Below are 17245 nucleotides of genomic sequence, written 5' to 3'. Positions count from 1 at the left end.
CCGACGATGATCAGGCCGAGTCCCATCGCGATCAGGATCCACACCGCAGGGAACCGGTCGAGCGTGGAGAGCTTGGCGACGATCGAGGCATCCTCACCGCTCTGCGGCTGCGACGCGGTGCCGGGTTCGGTCGCGGCCATCAACAGGCTCGCTTTCGGTCGGTCTCGACGGTCGTACGAGCGGTGGTGGCGAGATCCCCGAACGAACCGGCGAGCGTCTCGATGACCTCGGGTCGCAGTTTGTAGTAGGTGAAGCGCCCGCACGGCTCGGTCTCCACCACTCCGGCCTCGCGCAGTACGCGCAGATGGTTGGAGAGGTTGGTCTGCCGGGCGCCGGTCTCCTCGACCAGGTGGGTGGTGCACAGCGTCTCGTGGGCGAGCAGGGTCACGATCCGGAGCCTGAGCGGGTCGGCCAGCACCCGGATCAGGTCAGTGTCGACTGACGTCATCATGGGCTGATACTCTCACATCATCTGGAGCTGATACCAGTCCGGACTGAGCGAAGGGCCCGTGCCGCTGCTCGACTCCTTGCCCGGCTGAACCACTCTGTCCGTACACCCGCGCTGAACAACTCCGCATACTCCGCAAAGGAAGAACCGATGTCCTCCAGCCCGCTCGCCTCCGTGCTCTTCGTCTGCGTCCACAACGCCGGGCGCTCGCAGATGGCCGCCGGATTCCTCAGCCACCTCGCGGGCGACCGGATCGAGGTCCGCTCCGCCGGTTCGCTTCCCGCCGACCAGGTAAACCCGGCCGCGGTCGAGGCGATGAAGGAGGTCGGCATCGACATCTCCGGCCAGCGGCCGAAGGTGCTGACGACCGAGGCGGTTCAGGCGTCGGACTACGTCATCACCATGGGCTGCGGGGACGCCTGCCCGATCTTCCCCGGCAAGAAGTACCTCGACTGGGCTCTGGAAGACCCGGCGGGCCAGGGCGTTGAGGCCGTGCGGCCCATCCGGGACGAGATCAGGACTCTGGTCGAGGGCCTGATCGCCGAGGCAGCGCCGGAGACCGCGAAGTGACCACCGAGAACGAGATCCGCAACGTCATCGTCGTCGGCTCCGGCCCGGCCGGCTACACCGCCGCCCTGTATGCCGCGCGCGCCTCACTGGGGCCGCTGGTGTTCGAGGGCTCGGTCACCGCGGGCGGTGCGCTGGCCCAGACGACCGAGGTGGAGAACTTCCCCGGCTTCCGCGACGGCATCATGGGCCCGGAGCTCATGGACAACATGCGCGCCCAGGCCGAGCGGTTCGGCGCCGAACTGATCCCCGACGACATCGTCACCCTCGACCTCACCGGCGAGATCAAGACCGCCACGGACACCGCAGGCAGAGTCCACCGCGCCAAGACCGTGATCGTCGCGACCGGCTCGCAGCACCGCAAGCTGAACCTGGAGGGCGAGGACGCGCTCTCGGGCCGCGGTGTCTCGTACTGCGCGACCTGCGACGGATTCTTCTTCCGCGAGCACGACATCGTGGTCGTCGGCGGCGGCGACACAGCGATGGAGGAGGCGACCTTCCTCTCCCGGTTCGCCAGCTCCGTCACCGTCGTCCACCGCCGCGACACACTGCGTGCCTCCAAGGCCATGCAGGAGCGGGCCTTCGCCGACCCGAAGATCTCGTTCATCTGGGACAGCGAAGTCGCCGAGATCCACGAGGAGGACGGCAGGCTGGCCGGCCTCACCCTGCGCAGCACCGTGACCGGCGAGAGGTCCGAACTCGCGGCCACCGGCCTGTTCGTCGCCATCGGCCACGACCCGCGCACCGAACTGGTCAAGGGCCAGCTGGAGTTGGAAGGGGACGGCTACCTCAAAGTCGCCTCGCCCTCCACCCGTACGAACCTCCCTGGCGTCTTCGGCGCGGGTGACGTCGTGGACCACACCTACCGTCAGGCGATCACCGCCGCAGGCTCGGGCTGCGCCGCCGCTCTGGACGCCGAGCGCTACCTCGCCGCCCTCGCGGACAACGACACGTAGAGCGGCGAGCGGCGCCCATGGCCGCCCCGCAGAGGTGCCGGCCCGCAGCCGGGTGGGACGCCGAACCGATCAGCAGTCGGCATCTCCCGTGCTGCCGCGGGCCATCACCTCAGTCCGGTGCGTCACATGTCGGCGGCGTCGACCACCGCGCCTAGATCGACGAACTTGAAGCCCGTCGCCTCCCTCTGGCCGCCCTCGCCGTTTGGCACCGCGGGCGTCTCATGACCGTCCTGGACAACCAGAAGGCCGCGCGGATAGCGGGCGCCCAGCGGCTGGTTGAGCACAGCCGCGCCGTCGCACTCCTCGCTGCCGTCGAGCGTTGCCGAGGCGGCGCCGATCCGGAAGCCGCCCTCGTACTCGTTGTGCTCGGAGATCTCCCGGTCGTACAGCGCGAATGTGTCATCGCCCTGGCTGGAGGCCATCAGATAGCCGTCGCCGTCACGCTCCTGAAACAGCGTCAGGCCCTCGACATCGGCCGCCAGTCGCTTGCCGCCGTACCCGGGATCGGCGCCCAGGTTGCACTCCTCGGTCTGTTCGTCGTAGACGCCGGGGACGCCGTACTCCCTGACCTTGTCGACCAGTACGGGCTTGCCGCTGAGGTCGGCACGCATCCGCCAGATGCCGATGTCCTCCTGCCCGGCGTAGAGCATCCCGTTGGCCGGGTCCACGACCATGCCCTCGACCTGCGGCAGTTCATCGGGCTCGGCACACGGGCTCCAACTCGCGCCATTGGGAAGGCGGAAGGACGACGGCAGTTCGAGCGTGCGGATCTTGCGGTAGCCGACTGTGCCTGCCGCCGTCGGCTTCAGTTCCAGGAGCGCGACTGCCGTGCTGTTGCGTCGGCTGACGAGGGCGTACGGTCGCCCGGTGCTCTTGTCCGTCCAGGTCGCCAGGCCATAAGCGGTGCGCTGCTCGTTGATCTCGGACTGACTCGCGGAGAACACGGGCGCGGCCGCCGGATCCGTGACGTCGGTCAGCGGGCGTCCCGGCCGCGACGGGTCGATGCGGTAGATGCGCAGCCGGTCATTGCCGCGGTCGCTCACCACCGCGACGTCTGCGCGGCCGGCCGGCGTCCGCAGTCCGGAGACGAGGTCGACGTTGTTGAACCGGCCCGGCGCGTCCCCCGCACCGGGCGGCGCGGGCGCGGCAATCGACTGCACCTGCCTGGCATCGAGGTCGTAGACCCGCAGGCCGCCCTCCTTCGCCGTGGCGACGACCAGACTGCGGGCCGGATCGGCGGCGTTACGCCAGATCGCGGGGTCGTCGGCGTTGGCGTTACCACCCGCCTCGTCGTCGTAGAGGGCAGGGGTCTCCGCGGTGGGGGTCACCGTGGGCAGAGCGGAGGGACCGGCCTGCGCGGGGGCCGGGGCGAGGAGGGCGACAAGCGCGGCGCCGAGAGCGGCGGCTGCCGCCGGTCGTGGGGAGCGGTGCAGTCTCACTGGCGCTTCCTTAATGTCGGGGACATGCCGATGGTCCGTCAGGGAGCATCCGGCCAAAGGGCGGCGCCAAGCCGTCATCCAGGTGATGGGGCCGTGTTCGGATCGTGAATTCGCCCGGGCGGCGATGCGCCGCGGGATCTGGGCGACTGCCGGTTCGGGGGGGCCACACTCCCATTCTGGGCGAGGGAGCTGAATCTCGCGCCCGCAGCGGCTCGCACCCTCCACAATGAAGGCCCGGACCGCTCAACGGTCCGGGCGATCACGTGCTTGACGTCGGCGATGGTGCGGATCGCGGCTGATGGTCTCGGCCACGACGGTGCGCCGGCTATTTGACGGAGCCCGCCATCACCCCCTGGACGAAGTGCCGTTGGAAGGCGAAGAAGACGATCAGCGGCACCACCAGGGAGAGGAAGGCACCCGGTGCCAGTACTCCGATGTTGCTGCCGAACTGCCGCATCTCGGACTGGAGGGCGACGGTGAGCGGCTGGGACTCGCTGTCGGCGAAGAGCAGCGCGACCAGCATGTCGTTCCAGACCCAGAGGAACTGGAAGATGGCCAGGCTGGCCAGGGCCGGCCGGCCCAGTGGCAGGATCAGCCGGGAGAAGATCCGCCACTCCCCGCCGCCGTCCATCCGGGCAGCCTCCAGCATTTCGCGCGGGATCTCGGCGAAGTAGTTGCGCAGCAGGAAAATCGCGAAGGGCAGCCCATAGGCGACATGGAAGAGGATCACGCCCGGGATCGTGCCGAACAGCCCGACGGCGCCGAACAGTTTGGCCACGGGCAGCAGCCCGATCTGTACGGGCACCACGAGCAGACCCACGACCACGAGGAAGATCGCGTTGCGGCCGGGGAACTCCAGCCAGGCGAAGGCGTATCCGGCCAGCGCCGCGATGCCGACGACCAGCGCGGTGGTGGGCACAGAGATCAGGACGGTGTTCCAGAATGCCTGCGTGATGCCGGAGTCCTGGAACAGGGCGGTGTAGTTGTCCAGGGACAGCTGCCCCGGATCGGTCAGCGCCGTCCACCAGCCCTCGGCCGCGTTGTCCTGTTCGGAGCGCATCGAGGAGAGGAACAGCCCGGCCAGCGGGGTGATCCACACGAGTGCGACGACGAGCAGGACGGCCTGGACCAGACCGTTGCTGAGCCACTTGGTCAGCACGCCCAAGGGCCGCGGGCGCGGCCGGTGCGGCTGGAGGGGGACGTGGACGGAGGCCTTGGCGACCGGCTGGGACGGATTGCGCTCGATGGTGCTGCGACCGCTCATGCTCCGCTCCTTCGGAAGCGCCGGACGTTGAAGATCATGGCGGGTACGACCAGGAGCAGGAGCAGCACGCTGAGGGCGCTTCCGAGTCCCTGGTTGTTGCCGCCGCCGAAGGACACCAGCCACATCCGGGTCGCAAGCACATTGGCCTCTTCCTGGACCGGCCCGGGCGCGATGATCCAGACGAGGTCGAAGACCTTCATCACGTTGATCACCAGGGTCACGAAGACCACCGTCAGCACCGGAGCGAGCAGCGGCACCGTGATCTTCCGGAAGATCTGCCACTCATTGGCGCCGTCCATCCGGGCTGCCTCCAGGGCGTCCCGGGGGATGGCAGCCAGTCCTGCCCCGATCAGCACCATCGAGAAGCCGGTCCAGATCCACAGATAGGCACCGATGATCGCCGGGGTGACCAGAGCGGGGCCCAGCCAGGAAATGCCCTGGTAGGGGGCTGCGAAGTTCTCCGCCGGGAGCCGGACGGTGTACGAACCGGCCTCCAGGCCGGGGAAGTTGAACGAGCCGTCCGCGGCGGTGGTGGCCTTCGCGGCCACCTTTCCGTCCCGTACCGCCTCGACCGACATCCCCGGCAGACCCTTCTCGGCCGGGTCGACCTTGCCCGGCCTGCCGCCTCCGCCGGGAGTGAAGTCCAGGTAGACCACGCCCTTTACCTCGTCCGCGGCGGGCGCGGCAGAGGACGCGGCATGTGCGGGCCGGGCGCCGGACGGCATCTTGTCCGGTGCCACTCCGACAAAGCCCAGGCTGACGGACTTTCCGGGGCTGACCGTGTCGGTCGTACGGTACGAGCCGCCCGGGTCCCCGGTCAGTCCCTGGCCCTGACGGGCTCTGGCGGTGGGGTACGCGGAACGGTCGTCGAACGCGTCGTGGACGCCGACGGCCACGGCGTTGAGCACACCCCGGTTCGGGTCTTCCTCGTACGCGAGACGGAAGATGATGCCGGCGGCCAGGAACGACACCGCCATGGGCAGGAAGAGCACCAGCTTGAAGGCGGTCGCCCAGCGCACCTTCTCGGTGAGCACCGCGAGCACCAGGCCGAGACCGGTGAGCAGAACCGGCGCCACGACAACCCAGATGGTGCTGTTGCGGATCGCCTTGAGCGTCGCGGGGTCACTGAATATCTCGGCGTAGTTCTCGCCGCCGACGAAGCGGTCGCCGCTCGCGTCGAAGAGGCTTCGTCCGGCGGAGAACAGCACGGGGTAGACGACCAGCGCGCCGAGCAGCAGCAGGGCGGGCAGGACGAACACCACCGCGATGTTCCGCCTCCTGCGGTGCGCCCGCCGCCGCGGATTCGCGGCGGGGGCGGATGTGGTGAGTGCAGCCATGGTGCGCGGCCTCAGCTCTTGTACGCCTTGGCGGCCGCGGCTTCGAGCTTGGCCGCGGTGGCCTTCGGGTCCGAGGGGTCGCGCAGGAAGTCCTGGAGGAGCTTCCACTCGCCCGCGCCCTTGGTTCCGCCGAACGCGGCCGGGGCCTGGTCGGACATGTCGAAGCGCACCGAGTCTCCGGCCTCTACCAGTGACTTGGCCGTGGAGCGGGTGGTGTCATCGACGTACGAGGCGAGGTCCACGTCCTTGTTGGGGGAGAGGAAGCCTCCCGCACCGGCCCACACCGAAGCCGCTTCGGGGGTGGCCAGGAACTCCAGCAGCCGCTGCGCCGCCTTCTTGTTCTTGCCGTCCTTGAGCACCACGGCCGCGTCACCGCCGCTCACCACCGGTGCCTTGCCGCTGTCGACGCCGGGGAACGGGAAGAACTTGGCGTCCTCGCCCAGCTTCTTGCCGAAGTCGTCCTTGGCCATACCGCCCACGAAGTCGCCCTCGTAGACCATGCCGGCCTTCGGCTCGGGGCCGAAGACCTGCTCGATCGAGCCCGGGAAGTCGGTGCGCAGCGCGCCGGCCGAGCCGCCCGCCACGAGCTGCTTGTCCTTGAACACCTCGCCCAGGGTGGTGAGCGCCTTGACCACGCTGGCGTCGGTCCAGGGCAGTGTGTGGGCTGCCAGCTGGTCGTACTTCTCCGGTCCCGCCTGGGAGAGGTAGATGTTCTCGAACCAGTCGGTGAGGGTCCAGCCGTCCTCACCGGCGACGGCGAAGGCGGGCAGTCCGGAGTCGGCGAGCGTGCGGCCCGCCTTGAGCATGTCCGAGTAGCTCTTGGGCTCCGCCACTCCGGCCTGCTCGAACGCGCTCGGGCTGTACCAGACGGTCGACTTGTGGGCCGCCTTGAAGTAGAGGCCGTAGTAGGTCTTGTCGACGGTGCCGTAGTTCTTCCACACCGTGGCGAGGTTCGCGCCGGCGGTCGTTTCGGTCTTCTGCGAGAGGGGTTCGAGCCAGCCCTCCTTGGCGAACTGCTGGAGTACGCCAACCTGAGGCACCATCGCCACGTCCGGGGCGTTGCCGCCCTCGATCTTGCTGCCGACGAAGGTGGAGACGTTGTCACCGGTCGGCACGAAGACCGTCTTGGCGCCGGTCTCCTTGGTGAAGGCGTCCAGCACCTTCCGGAAGTTCTTCTGCTCGCTGCCGGTCCAGACTCCGGCCACGGTCACGGTCTGGCCGTTGAGTTCCTTGCCGCCGCTCGCCGGGCCCGGCGAGCCGCCGCAGGCCGTCGCGCCGAGGGCGAGGGTGAGTACCGCCGATGCGGCCGCCGTGGTCCGCCGGGTCGTCGTGGGTCGTCGCATGGTGACAGTCCTTCCGAGGGGTGGGAATGGTGGGTGGTTCAGGGGGTGGGGCAGTCGCCCGTCCACCACGCGGCGGTCGCTCCGGGGAGCACACCGTCCGGGCAGGGACCGCTGGAGAGGAGTGGAGTGCCCGCGACCGGCGCGGGCACGGGCTCGGTTCCGAAGTTGATCGCGCAGATCAGCCCGTCATCGCGGGTCATGGCCAGGACCTGTGGAGGCGCCTCCAGCCAGCGCAGGCTGCCCTCGCCCAACTGCGGCAGGCTGCGCCGCAGTTGAAGTCCTTCGCGGTAGAGGTGCCAGAAGGAGCGGGTGTCGGCCAGCGCCCGGTCGGTGGCGTGCTCGGCGAACCACTCGGGCTGTGGCAGCCAGGGCCGCGCGCCGGCCGCACCCTGGCTGAAGCCGAACGGTGATGCGTGGCCCGACCAGGGCAGCGGCACCCGGCAGCCGTCCCGGATGCGCGCGCGGCTGCCGGTGCGGTGGAAGATCGGGTCGGTGAGTACCTCGTCCGGCAGGTCGAGGACTTCCGGGAGGCCGAGCTCCTCGCCCTGGTAGACGTACGCGGCGCCGGGCAGCGCCAGCATCAGCAGGGCGGCGGCGCGGGCGCGTGCCGCACCGAGCCCGCTGGCCTCCACGCCGGGCTCGCCCGCGTAGCGGGTGACCGTGCGTACCTGGTCGTGGTTGTTGAGCACCCAGGTGACGGTGGAGCCGGTCCCGGCGATGTCGCGTATCGCCTCCGTGATGGTTGTCCGGAAGGCTTCGGCGTCCCACGGGGCGCTCAGCAGGTCGAAGAAGAACGCCTGGTGCAGCTCGTCGGGCCGTACGTACTCGGCGTGTTCGCGCGCCGTCGGTACGGAGACCTCGCCGACGAGCAGCCGCTCGTTGCCGTCCCGGTCCGCGTACTCTTCGCACACGGACCGCCAGCGGCGCCACACCTCGTGGACCTCGGGCTGGTTCCAGGCCAGCGGGTTCACCGAGTCCCTGGACCGCTCGTCGGCGGCGGGGTCGTCCGAGTCGGGCAGCTCGGGGTGCTTGAAGAGGCCGGCGGCGACATCGATGCGGAAGCCGTCGACACCCCGGTCCAGCCAGAAGCGCAGTACGCGCTCGAAGGAGTCGCCGATCTCGGGGTTGCGCCAGTTCAGGTCGGGCTGCTCCGGGGTGAACAGGTGCAGATACCACTGTCCCGGGGTGCCGTCGGATTCCGTGATCCGGCTCCAGGCGGGCCCGCCGAACATCGCGCGCCAGTTGTTGGGGGGCTCCGCGCCGTCCGGGCCCAGGCCGTCGGCGAAGTGGAAGCGGGCGCGGGCGGCGCTGCCGGGGTCGGCGGCGAGCGCTTCGCAGAACCACGGGTGCTCGCTGGAGCAGTGGTTGGGGACGATGTCGAGCAGCAGCTTGAGTCCGAGCCGGCGGGCGTCGGCCATCAGCAGGTCGAACTCGGCCAGGTCACCGTAGACCGGGTCGACGTCGCAGTAGTCGGCGACGTCGTAACCGTGGTCGTGCTGCGGCGACGGATAGAACGGGCTGAGCCAGATGCCGTCGACACCGAGCTTCCTGAGGTACGGCAGCCCGGCACGTACGCCGGCCAGGTCGCCGATGCCGTCCCCCGTGCTGTCGAGGAAGCTGCGTACGTACACCTGGTAGATCACCGCGTCGCGCCACCAGGAGGTGGCCGTGCGGGGGGAGTGGCCGAGGACGGCCGGAAGAGCTGTGAGCATCTCGCGTTGACCCGTTCCTGAAGGATGCGAGTGCGCCCCAGAGCGGGTGCGCTGTTATGCATGCATGTTAAGTAGGAGTGACGGCAGCGTGTCAACGATGCTGCGAGAAACGGTCCAGGTATGCCCGTATATTTGGGGGTATGCCAGAGTGGGCTGCTACTTAACAAGTAATTAGCGAGCTGAGGGAGACGGCAGGCAGATTCAGCCCTTGCGGGAGATCGATCCCAGCTCGCGGGACAGCCGTGCGACGGCCTGCTGCGGCGTCTGCCGCAGCGCCATGACGTCCTGGACGACGGCCTGCACGGCGAGGCTCACCTGGTCGTACCGAGGGCTCTTGGGGCGCGGCTCGGCCGCCAGCACGCTCTGCCGCAGTGTCGGCAGATACGGGTAGGCCCGGATCAGAGCGGGATCCTCGTACAGCGCGGCGCGTACCGGTGGCAGCGAGCCCTCGGTGAGCACCTGGCGCTGGACGCGCTCGCTGGTGAGATAGGCGATCAGGTCGGCGGCCGACTCCGGGTGCCGGGAGTGGCTGCTGACCGCGAGATTGGAGCCGCCGAGCACACTCGTGCCCGGTCCGGACGGTCCGGGCAGCGGCACCGCACCGAATGCGCCGGCCACCTTCGAACCCGGCGCGTTGGCCACCGAGTACACGTAGGGCCAGTTCCGCAGAAAGAGCAGCCGGCCGTCCTGGAAGGCCTGCCGGGACTCCTCCTCCTTGTAGCCGCGGGCCTTGGGGGAGATCCAGCCGTCCCGTACTCCGTCGGCCAGGAACTCCAGTCCGGCCCGGGCCGCGGCCGAGTCCACCGTGACCCGGGCGCCGTCGTCCCGCAGGATCGAGCCGCCCGCCGAATGAACGGCCTCGGTGGCGTTGACCGTCAGTCCCTCGTACGGCAGGAACTGGCCGGCATAGCCGTCCATGCCGTACTCGGGGGCCAGATCCCGGGCCTGCCGGGCCAGCTCCGCCCAAGTGCGCGGCGGCCGTTCGCCCGCCCGCTCGAGAATGTCCTTGCGGTAGTACAGCAGCCCGGCGTTGGTGACATAGGGGACGGCGTACAGGCGGCCGTCGAAGGTGGCTGTGTCCACCACGGGCGCCAGGAAGGTGTCCAGCGGGAACTGCTCCGGCTGCAGGGGGGAGATCCATCCTGCAGCCGCGAACTCGGAGGTCCAGGCCACATCGATGTTCAGTACGTCGAACCGGTCGCTGCCGGACCGTAGCTCGCTGATCATCTGGGCCCGGGTCTCGTCCGCGGAGTCGGGCAGCTCGACGAGCGTGACCTGTTCCTTCGCGTGGCCGCGGTTCCAGTCGTCCAGCAGCGGACCGAGATACTCGGTGAGATCGCCCGCCGTCACCAGCGTCATGGGCCCGCGGCCCTTGGGAGCCGCGGTTTCCGACTGGGCGCCGAAGCCCGCGTAACCCGCGAGGATCACGGCGACAACGAGGAGCCCCCTACCCGCGGCATGCATCCACCGCATAGGTTCCTCCCAGTGCACCGATCCGGCCGCGCCGCCGTCCCATGTGGCCTATGTATACCTGTTAGGCATGGGCGATACTAGACGTCCAGGCGGAGAAGGCGGGTGGCGCGAACCACACCCTGTATCCGAGCCAACAGGAAACTACGGAGCGGGAGGGAGGGAGCGCGTGCGGCTGCCGCTCCTGGCACTTCTCACCCGTGGTCCGGCGCACGGTTACGAGCTCAAGCAGGACCTTGAGAAGCTCCTGGGTGCCGCGTACCCTCAGCCGAATGTCGGCCAGATCTACGTCACTCTTGGGCGGCTGGAAAAGGCCGGTCTGATCGCAGGCGAGGACGTCGAGCAGTCCGGCAGGCCCAACAAGCGTACGTATCGGCTCACCGACGCCGGGCGGGAGGCCGTACTCGCCTGGTTCGAAGAGACCACGGACGAGCCGCGGGTCAGGGACGAGTTCTTCATGAAGGTCGCCCTCGCGCCCGAATCCGGTCTTGCCGACCCGATCACGCTGATCAACAAACAGCGGCGGCAGTACCTGAACACCATGCGTGACCTGTCGAAGCTGGCCGCGGCCGAGGACCGGGACAACAGGGTCTCCCAGCTGCTGATCGAGGGCGCGATGCTGCATCTGCAAGCCGACCTCGACTGGCTGGAACGCTGTCAGGAGGAGCTGGAATGAGCGAGGACACCGCTCTTGCCGCGCCGGGCGCACCCGGTGCCGCGCCTGGTCAAGGTGCCGCGCCTGGTCAGGGGGACAATGTGCCGATCGTGCGCGCCGAGGGTCTGACCAAGACCCATCACGGCGAAGGCGCACCGGTTCACGCCGTTCGCGGAGTGGATCTGACCGTTCAGCCCGGGGAATTCGTTGCTGTCACCGGTCCCTCCGGCGCCGGCAAGTCCACGCTGCTCCACCTCATCGGCGGGCTCCAGCGACCCGACAGCGGCCGTCTCTGGCTCGACGGCCGCCGGGTGGACGAGTATCGCGAGGCCCGCTGGGCGGTGCTGCGCCGCCGGAGCATCGGCATCGTCTTCCAGTTCTTCAATCTGGTCTCCGACCTGACGGTCGCCGACAACGTCGAACTGCCCGCGCTGCTCGCGGGCGCCTCGCCCAAGGCAGCCCGGGACAGCCGGGCAGAACTGCTCGCCGAACTCGGCCTCGAAGGCAGGGAACGGTCCATGCCGGGCGAACTCTCCGGCGGCGAGCAGCAGCGCGTCGCCCTGGCCAGGGCACTGGTGAACCATCCCGCGCTGCTGCTCGCCGATGAACCGGCCGGCAGCCTGGACAGCAAGGGCACCCGTGAAGTGCTCCGGCTGCTCTCCCGGTTCCATCAGCGCGGCCAGACGATCCTGCTGGTCACCCATGACGCACGGATGGCCAGCGCGGCCGACCGTGTCATCAGCTTCTTCGACGGGCGAATAGCCGACGACGCGGCACTCGGCGCCGGGAACCGCACCACCGGCCGCGGCGTCTCCGGCGTACTCGAACTGAAGGAGTGACCGTGCGGGCCACTCTGCGCTGGGCGCACGCCGATCTCCGGGCACACCGCGGACAATCGGTGTTCGTCGTCCTGGCCAGTGCCGGCATCATCGCTTCGCTGCTGCTGGCCGTGGCCTTGTTCAGCTATGCCGCCAACCCGTGGCAGCGGATCTTCACCCAGTCCCAGGGCGCCCATGTCTGGCTCCACACCCGGGTCGCCGCGGACATGGCGGAGCTGTCCGAACTGGACGGGGTCGCCGGTGTCTCGGGGCCGTACCGCACCGGTCAAGCCACCCTTGAATCCCGTGGGGTGAGGGCGAGCGTGGCCCTTCGCGCGGCGGACACCCGCCCGCCGGAGATCGCCCGGCCACTGGTCACCGAGGGGAACTGGCTCGATACGCAGGCAGAGGGCGTCGTACTGGAGAGCTCCCTCGCGCGGGTGCTCTGGGCGGAGCCGGGCGACACCCTGACCGTCGCGGGATCGGACGGCACCGCGCGCACCCTCCGGGTGGCCGGTGTCGCCGAAGCCGCGGAACCCCGCTACCGGCCGGGCGGAGAGCCCGGTATCGGATGGGTGCTGCCCGGCACGCTCGACCGCATCGCACCGCGGAGCGCCAGCCACAGCGTGGGACTGCGGCTGGACGATCCGGACGACACCGACTTCACCGTCCAGCAGGCTGTCACTCTGCTCGGCGCCGACCGTGTTGCCCAGGTGGCCAAATGGCAGCAGGCGCGCGCCGAGGCCGGGGGCGACGAGCGGCTGCTCGGGCAGCTCTTCGCCGTGTTCGGGCTGGGTGCCCTGCTGGCCGCCGCGCTCGCCGCATCGGGGGCGATCAGCGCCCGTATCCGCGGACAGCTGAGGGACATCTCGATTCTCAAGGCGATCGGATTCACGCCGGGCCAGGTGGTACGCGGCTTCCTCGTCCAGCACCTCGCCTTCGCGCTGCTCGGGGTCACCCTGGGCACTGCGGCGATCGCCCTCCTGGGTGCCCGGATACCCGGCCCGATCGGGGAGGCGGCCGGGGTGTGGCAGGACCTGCCCGGGCACACCGCCCTGATGATCGGCGTCCCCAGCGGCGCGGTGCTGCTGATCGCGACCGCCACCTCACTCGCCGCCTGGCGAGCCGGCCGGGTCCCGCCGGTGCCGGTCGCCCGGGCGGCACTCCCCTCAGCCGCACCGATGACCGGGCTGGGCCGCCGGGCGCTCGGCATGCGGGTGCCGCCCGCGCTGGTACTCGGGTGGCGGGCTGCGTTCCCCCGGCGGCCGCGCACCCTGATCACCGTGGCCCGGCTTGCGCTGCCGCTCCTCATGATCACGGTTGCGCTCGTCGCCTGGTCCACTCTGGACATGTTCCGCAGCCGCCCCGCGGACATGGGAGTACCCGCAGCGCTGACCGTACGGGCCGAGCAGCCCGGCAGCCTCACCGGCCAGGATCTCCAACGCGCGCTGACCGCGCCCCCGGACGTCGCCGCTGTCCATCCGGGCGTGGAGGTCGCGGCGCTGGTGCCGGGACAGACCGGCACCATCACACTGCGAGGGCTCGGCACCGCCCGCGCTGCTTACCCCTTCACCGTTGTCGAGGGGCGCCCCGCCAACGGCCCTGACGAGGCGGTCGCCGGACAAGGCCTGCTCGATCTGCTGGACGTACGGGTCGGAGACTGGGTCCGGATGACGGTTGAGGGTCGGCCGCAGATCCTGCACATCGTCGGACGCAGCATCGAACCGGAATCGGGCGGCCGGGTCATCTCGACGACGATCGACACGCTTGAAGAACGCGACCCGGCACTGCGGCCGGACTTCTACCATCTCGTCCTGCGTCCCGGCGCGGAACCCCGTGCGGTGAGCAGCGCTCTCGCCGAGGCGGCCGGAGGCGCCCTGGAGATCCGAGAGACATCCAACCCGGCGGACCGGCTGGAACCGGCGCGGGGCGTGATCGCGGCCCTTGTCGGAGTGCTGGCCCTGATCGGACTCACCGAGCTGCTGACCGTCATCGGCACCGGCGTCCGCGACCGCGGCCGTGATCTGCTCGCGCTCAAGGCGATCGGACTGACACCTCGTCAGATCAGCTCGGCGATCGTGGCGGCCGCCGGCTTCACGGCACTGCTGGCTGCCGGGATCGGCACAGGGCTGGGGGTGCTGTCCGGCAGCTGGCTGGTGGACACGCAGGGCCGCTCCAGCGGTATGGGTGCCGGTATTGCCCATGTCCCGCCCGCGCTGTTGCTGGCTTCGGTCGTGGCCGGCGCGGTGCTGGGTGCTGTCGCAGCCGCGGCGGTACCGGCGACCCGGACCGCGCGCCGCCGACTGGCGGATTCGTTGACCGAGACCCTGTGATGTCACCGAGACCCTGTGATGTAAAGGGGCGAGCCCGGCGGCTCGGCACTCTGCGCGCCCCCGGCGTGGATGACTTGCGCACGCTGCTGCCGCAGGATCTGCCACCCCGCCCGGTGGGCAGCGCTCGCTGAGCGGACTGCTCACACCCGGTGGACCTGGGGACCCAGCAGCGCATAGCGCTGGGCCTCCGCAGCGGTGAGCGAGGTATCGGTGATGATGGCCTCGAACTCCGCCACCTCGGCGAACCGGCAGAAACTCACCGCGCCGAATTTGGTGTGGATCCCCGAGAAAATCCGGCGTCTGGCCGACTTCATTGCCTGTGCCTTGACATGTCCGACTGCCGGATCGGGGGTGGTCAGCCCGTACTCACAGGAGATGCCGTTGGCCCCGACATACGCCAGATCGATGACCAGGCCGGCCAGCATGTCTGTCACCCAGTGATCCACGGTGGCCATCGTGTTGCCCCGCACCCGACCGCCCAGCAGGAGTACCTGCGTGTTGTCCTGCCCGGCCAGCACGCCGGCGGTGGTGATCGATGCGGTGACGACGGTCAGCCGACGGTCCTGGGGCAGTGCCTCGGCGATCAGCTGTGGGGTGTAACCCTCGTCGATGAAGACGGTCTCCGCCTCCCCGAGCAACTCGACGGCTGCCGCGGCGATTCGGGCCTTCTGTGGTACGTACCGGGTGGTGCGGGCGGCGAGTGTCGTCTCGAATCCGGCGCTCTCGACGGGATAGGCCCCTCCGTGCTTACGCCGGACCAGGCCGCTGTCTTCCAGCATCCGCAGATCGCGGCGCACGGTTTCCAGGGACACCGCCAACTCCACCGCGAGGGCGGCGACGTCCACCGATCCGTTGTGTCGCGCGACCGTGAGAATGGCACGCCGACGTTCGTCGCCGTCCAGGGTCTTCTCCTCTTCGGTGTGCTGAAGGGCCCTGGTCTTCCCTGTGAGCCTGCCAGGATTCTCCACAAGATCCATCGGCCTTGACCAGTATGTCTGTATTGGGCATGAGTGTTATTGTCTCTCGTAAGTTATATACAATAACTCTCAAGATTTATTATTGCAATCGAAATAGGGGGTACGGTCTGTGACGACGATTCGATGTGCTGGAGGACGCCATGGCCGCTGAGACACGGAGCCCGCGGGCCCGCTACCGCGAGCAGACCCGCGCCGAGATCAAGGAGATCGCGCTGCGTCAGCTGGCCGAGGGCGGCGCGCAGGGGGTGGCGCTCACCCGCATCGCCAAGGAGGTGGGGCTGTCCGGCCCGGCCCTCTACAGGTATTTCGCCAGCCGCGACGACTTGCTCAACGACCTGATCCGCGATGCCTACGACGATGTCGCCGCGGAGGTCGGCCGGGTCGGCGCTGACGCACAGGCCGGCCCGAGGCTCGCTCTGCGCGCGCTCGGTGCCGCCTATCTCGACTGGGCGGTGGCGCAGCCGCACCGCTACCTGCTGATCCAGGGCAGTCCGGTGCCCGGTTACGCGGCTCCGCCGGACACCGCGCAGCGGGCGAGGGCGGCCATGGGGCCGTTCGTGAAGGTCTTCGCCCAGGGCGAGGCCACCGAGGTGGTGCGGCCGGTGGTCACCGAGATGGAGGGGTGGGTGCGCAAGGACCCGGCGGTCGCCGACTGGCTGCACGCATACACGGGCCTGGCCGCGGACGACGCACGCGCCGGGACCGCGCTCGCCGGGACGGTGCTGGCCTGGTCGCATCTGCACGGAACCACCAGTCTGGAGGTGTCCGGCCAGTACGCCGGCATGGGAGACCAGGCCCGGACCCTGCTGAATGCCCAACTCGACATGCTCGCGGACGCCTTCGGGCTGAGGTGAGGAGCGAGCGGTCGCGGGTCCGGTTGGGGTGTCCGGCCCGCGGCAGCCGCTTCTGGTGCCTGGCCAGTTCCGACCTCGGCTCCGCACCAGGTTTCGACTACCGTTGACAGCGTCTCGCCCGATGCCCGCATCGCCTTCGAGTTCTCAGAAAAGTCCGAATTCTGAGGGGGGAAGGAAGAAGGTGGGGACAATGGAGCTGCCCCTCGTCGTGGGTGTGGACGGATCCGAGTCCAGCCTGCGGGCCGTGGACTGGGCGGCCGATGAGGCAGCCCTGCACGGGGTGCCCCTGCGGCTGGTGAACGCGTCGTTGTGGGAGCGCTACGAAGGGGCCGCATTCGACGAGGGACCGGACCGCCCCTCGGAGCGGGTGATGGCCGAGAACATCGTCGGCTCCGCCGCGGAGCGCGCTCGCCTCCGCGACCCGGACCTGAAGATCCTGACGGACATCCTGCCCGATGACACGGTGACCGCCCTGCTGAGTGAGGGCCGCAACGCCTCCGCCCTGGTCACCGGCTCGCGCGGCCGAAGTGGACTCGCCGAGATGCTGCTCGGCTCGGTCAGCCTGGCGGTCGCCGCGCGTGCCGACTGCCCGGTGTTCGTCATCCGCGGCAGCCACGCCACCCAGAGCATTACGCACCGGCGGATCGTCCTTGGCGTCGACAAACCCCCACAGGGCCTGGCCGCCGTTCGCTTCGCGTTCCAGGAGGCGCAGGCACGCCGGGCTGCCCTGCACGCCGTCCGGGCCTGGCGCTGTCCCGCGCACGAGACGGCCGATCAGCCTCTGCTCGCGTCAGACGCGGCCCACTACCACGAGAGCCAGGCCGCGGAGACCCTCGAAGAGGCGCTGCGCGAAGCCGCGGCGGACCACCCTGCCGTCGAGCTGCACCGGGAGACGGCCGAAGGCCCCGCCCGCAAGGTGCTCATGAGAGCCTCGGCAGCGGCCGATCTGCTGATCGTCGGCGCCCAGCGGCGGCACGGGCACTTCGGGCTCCAGCTCGGCCGGGTCGCCCACACGATGTTGCACCACTCCGTCTGCCCCGTGGCCGTCGTACCGCAGCGGGCGTGATTGCCC

At 69.6% G+C, this 17245-nt stretch carries 15 protein-coding genes; 7 read left to right on the top strand and 8 right to left on the bottom strand.

All coding sequences use genetic code 11. The annotated features are described in order from the left end of the window. Positions 1-139 precede the first annotated feature (139 nt). Positions 140-451 carry a helix-turn-helix transcriptional regulator gene (locus ACH492_RS11200; RefSeq protein ID WP_307665357.1) on the bottom strand — a complete coding sequence of 104 codons (312 nt, stop codon included), beginning with the start codon at positions 449-451 and terminating at the stop codon, positions 140-142. A gap of 147 nt (positions 452-598) precedes the next feature. Between ACH492_RS11200 and ACH492_RS11195 the strand changes: the two genes are divergently transcribed. Together ACH492_RS11195 and trxB are read left to right on the top strand one after the other, a co-directional pair. Beyond that, a complete protein-coding gene (locus tag ACH492_RS11195; RefSeq protein WP_398985093.1) occupies positions 599-1018 on the top strand; it encodes an arsenate reductase ArsC in 420 nt (139 codons plus the stop codon). Further along, positions 1015-1971 (top strand): thioredoxin-disulfide reductase, encoded by a 957-nt coding sequence (trxB, locus tag ACH492_RS11190; RefSeq protein WP_398985091.1) that lies wholly within the window; start codon positions 1015-1017, stop codon positions 1969-1971. The genes ACH492_RS11195 and trxB overlap by 4 nt, the downstream gene beginning before the upstream one ends. A gap of 122 nt (positions 1972-2093) precedes the next feature. Here the strand turns inward: trxB and ACH492_RS11185 are convergent, their stop codons facing one another. From ACH492_RS11185 to ACH492_RS11160, 6 genes are all read right to left on the bottom strand, one after another. Beyond that, positions 2094-3410, bottom strand: coding sequence for a phytase (locus ACH492_RS11185; protein WP_398985089.1), 1317 nt, complete (start codon positions 3408-3410; stop codon positions 2094-2096). Positions 3411-3735: 325 nt separating this feature from the next. After that, positions 3736-4674, bottom strand: coding sequence for a carbohydrate ABC transporter permease (locus ACH492_RS11180; protein WP_398985087.1), 939 nt, complete (start codon positions 4672-4674; stop codon positions 3736-3738). Beyond that, positions 4671-6011 carry a carbohydrate ABC transporter permease gene (locus ACH492_RS11175; RefSeq protein WP_398985085.1) on the bottom strand — a complete coding sequence of 447 codons (1341 nt, stop codon included), beginning with the start codon at positions 6009-6011 and terminating at the stop codon, positions 4671-4673. Before ACH492_RS11175 ends, ACH492_RS11180 begins: the two co-directional genes overlap by 4 nt. Before the next feature lie 11 nt (positions 6012-6022). Beyond that, positions 6023-7354, bottom strand: a complete 1332-nt coding sequence (locus tag ACH492_RS11170) for an ABC transporter substrate-binding protein (protein ID WP_398985083.1) — start codon at positions 7352-7354, stop codon at positions 6023-6025. 38 nt (positions 7355-7392) lie between these two features. After that, the gene (locus tag ACH492_RS11165; RefSeq protein WP_398985081.1) at positions 7393-9066 is read right to left on the bottom strand and encodes a glycoside hydrolase family 13 protein; all 1674 of its coding nucleotides are present in this window, start codon (positions 9064-9066) and stop codon (positions 7393-7395) included. A 201-nt stretch (positions 9067-9267) separates the two neighbouring features. Continuing rightward, positions 9268-10539 carry an ABC transporter substrate-binding protein gene (locus ACH492_RS11160; RefSeq protein WP_398985079.1) on the bottom strand — a complete coding sequence of 424 codons (1272 nt, stop codon included), beginning with the start codon at positions 10537-10539 and terminating at the stop codon, positions 9268-9270. 166 nt (positions 10540-10705) lie between these two features. Here ACH492_RS11160 and ACH492_RS11155 point away from each other — a divergent pair, with 166 nt between their 5' ends. Genes ACH492_RS11155 through ACH492_RS11145 form a run of 3 tightly spaced genes read left to right on the top strand, consistent with a single transcriptional unit; the run spans position 10706 to position 14342 of the window. Then, the gene (locus ACH492_RS11155; RefSeq protein ID WP_398985077.1) at positions 10706-11212 is read left to right on the top strand and encodes a PadR family transcriptional regulator; all 507 of its coding nucleotides are present in this window, start codon (positions 10706-10708) and stop codon (positions 11210-11212) included. Beyond that, entirely contained in the window at positions 11209-12030 is an 822-nt protein-coding gene (locus ACH492_RS11150; RefSeq protein WP_398985075.1) for an ABC transporter ATP-binding protein, read from the top strand. The genes ACH492_RS11155 and ACH492_RS11150 overlap by 4 nt, the downstream gene beginning before the upstream one ends. A gap of 2 nt (positions 12031-12032) precedes the next feature. Further along, positions 12033-14342: an FtsX-like permease family protein gene (locus ACH492_RS11145; RefSeq protein ID WP_398985073.1), complete on the top strand. Its 2310-nt coding sequence runs from the start codon at positions 12033-12035 to the stop codon at positions 14340-14342. A gap of 140 nt (positions 14343-14482) precedes the next feature. Here ACH492_RS11145 and ACH492_RS11140 read toward each other — a convergent pair whose 3' ends face one another. Then, positions 14483-15244 carry a DeoR/GlpR family DNA-binding transcription regulator gene (locus tag ACH492_RS11140; RefSeq protein ID WP_398986189.1) on the bottom strand — a complete coding sequence of 254 codons (762 nt, stop codon included), beginning with the start codon at positions 15242-15244 and terminating at the stop codon, positions 14483-14485. Between the two features lie 215 nt (positions 15245-15459). Between ACH492_RS11140 and ACH492_RS11135 the strand changes: the two genes are divergently transcribed. Next, on the top strand, positions 15460-16173 hold the full coding sequence (locus ACH492_RS11135; protein WP_398985071.1) for a TetR/AcrR family transcriptional regulator: 714 nt from the start codon (positions 15460-15462) through the stop codon (positions 16171-16173). Positions 16174-16363: 190 nt separating this feature from the next. After that, entirely contained in the window at positions 16364-17239 is an 876-nt protein-coding gene (locus ACH492_RS11130; protein ID WP_398985069.1) for a universal stress protein, read from the top strand. Positions 17240-17245: the final 6 nt, after the last annotated feature.

The sequence above is a fragment of the Streptomyces sp. NPDC019443 genome (genome assembly GCF_044389785.1).
Classification (GTDB): Bacteria; Actinomycetota; Actinomycetes; order Streptomycetales; family Streptomycetaceae; genus Streptomyces.
Note: the sequence above shows the minus strand (reverse complement) of the source record. Positions and strands in the feature narration are given on the sequence as shown.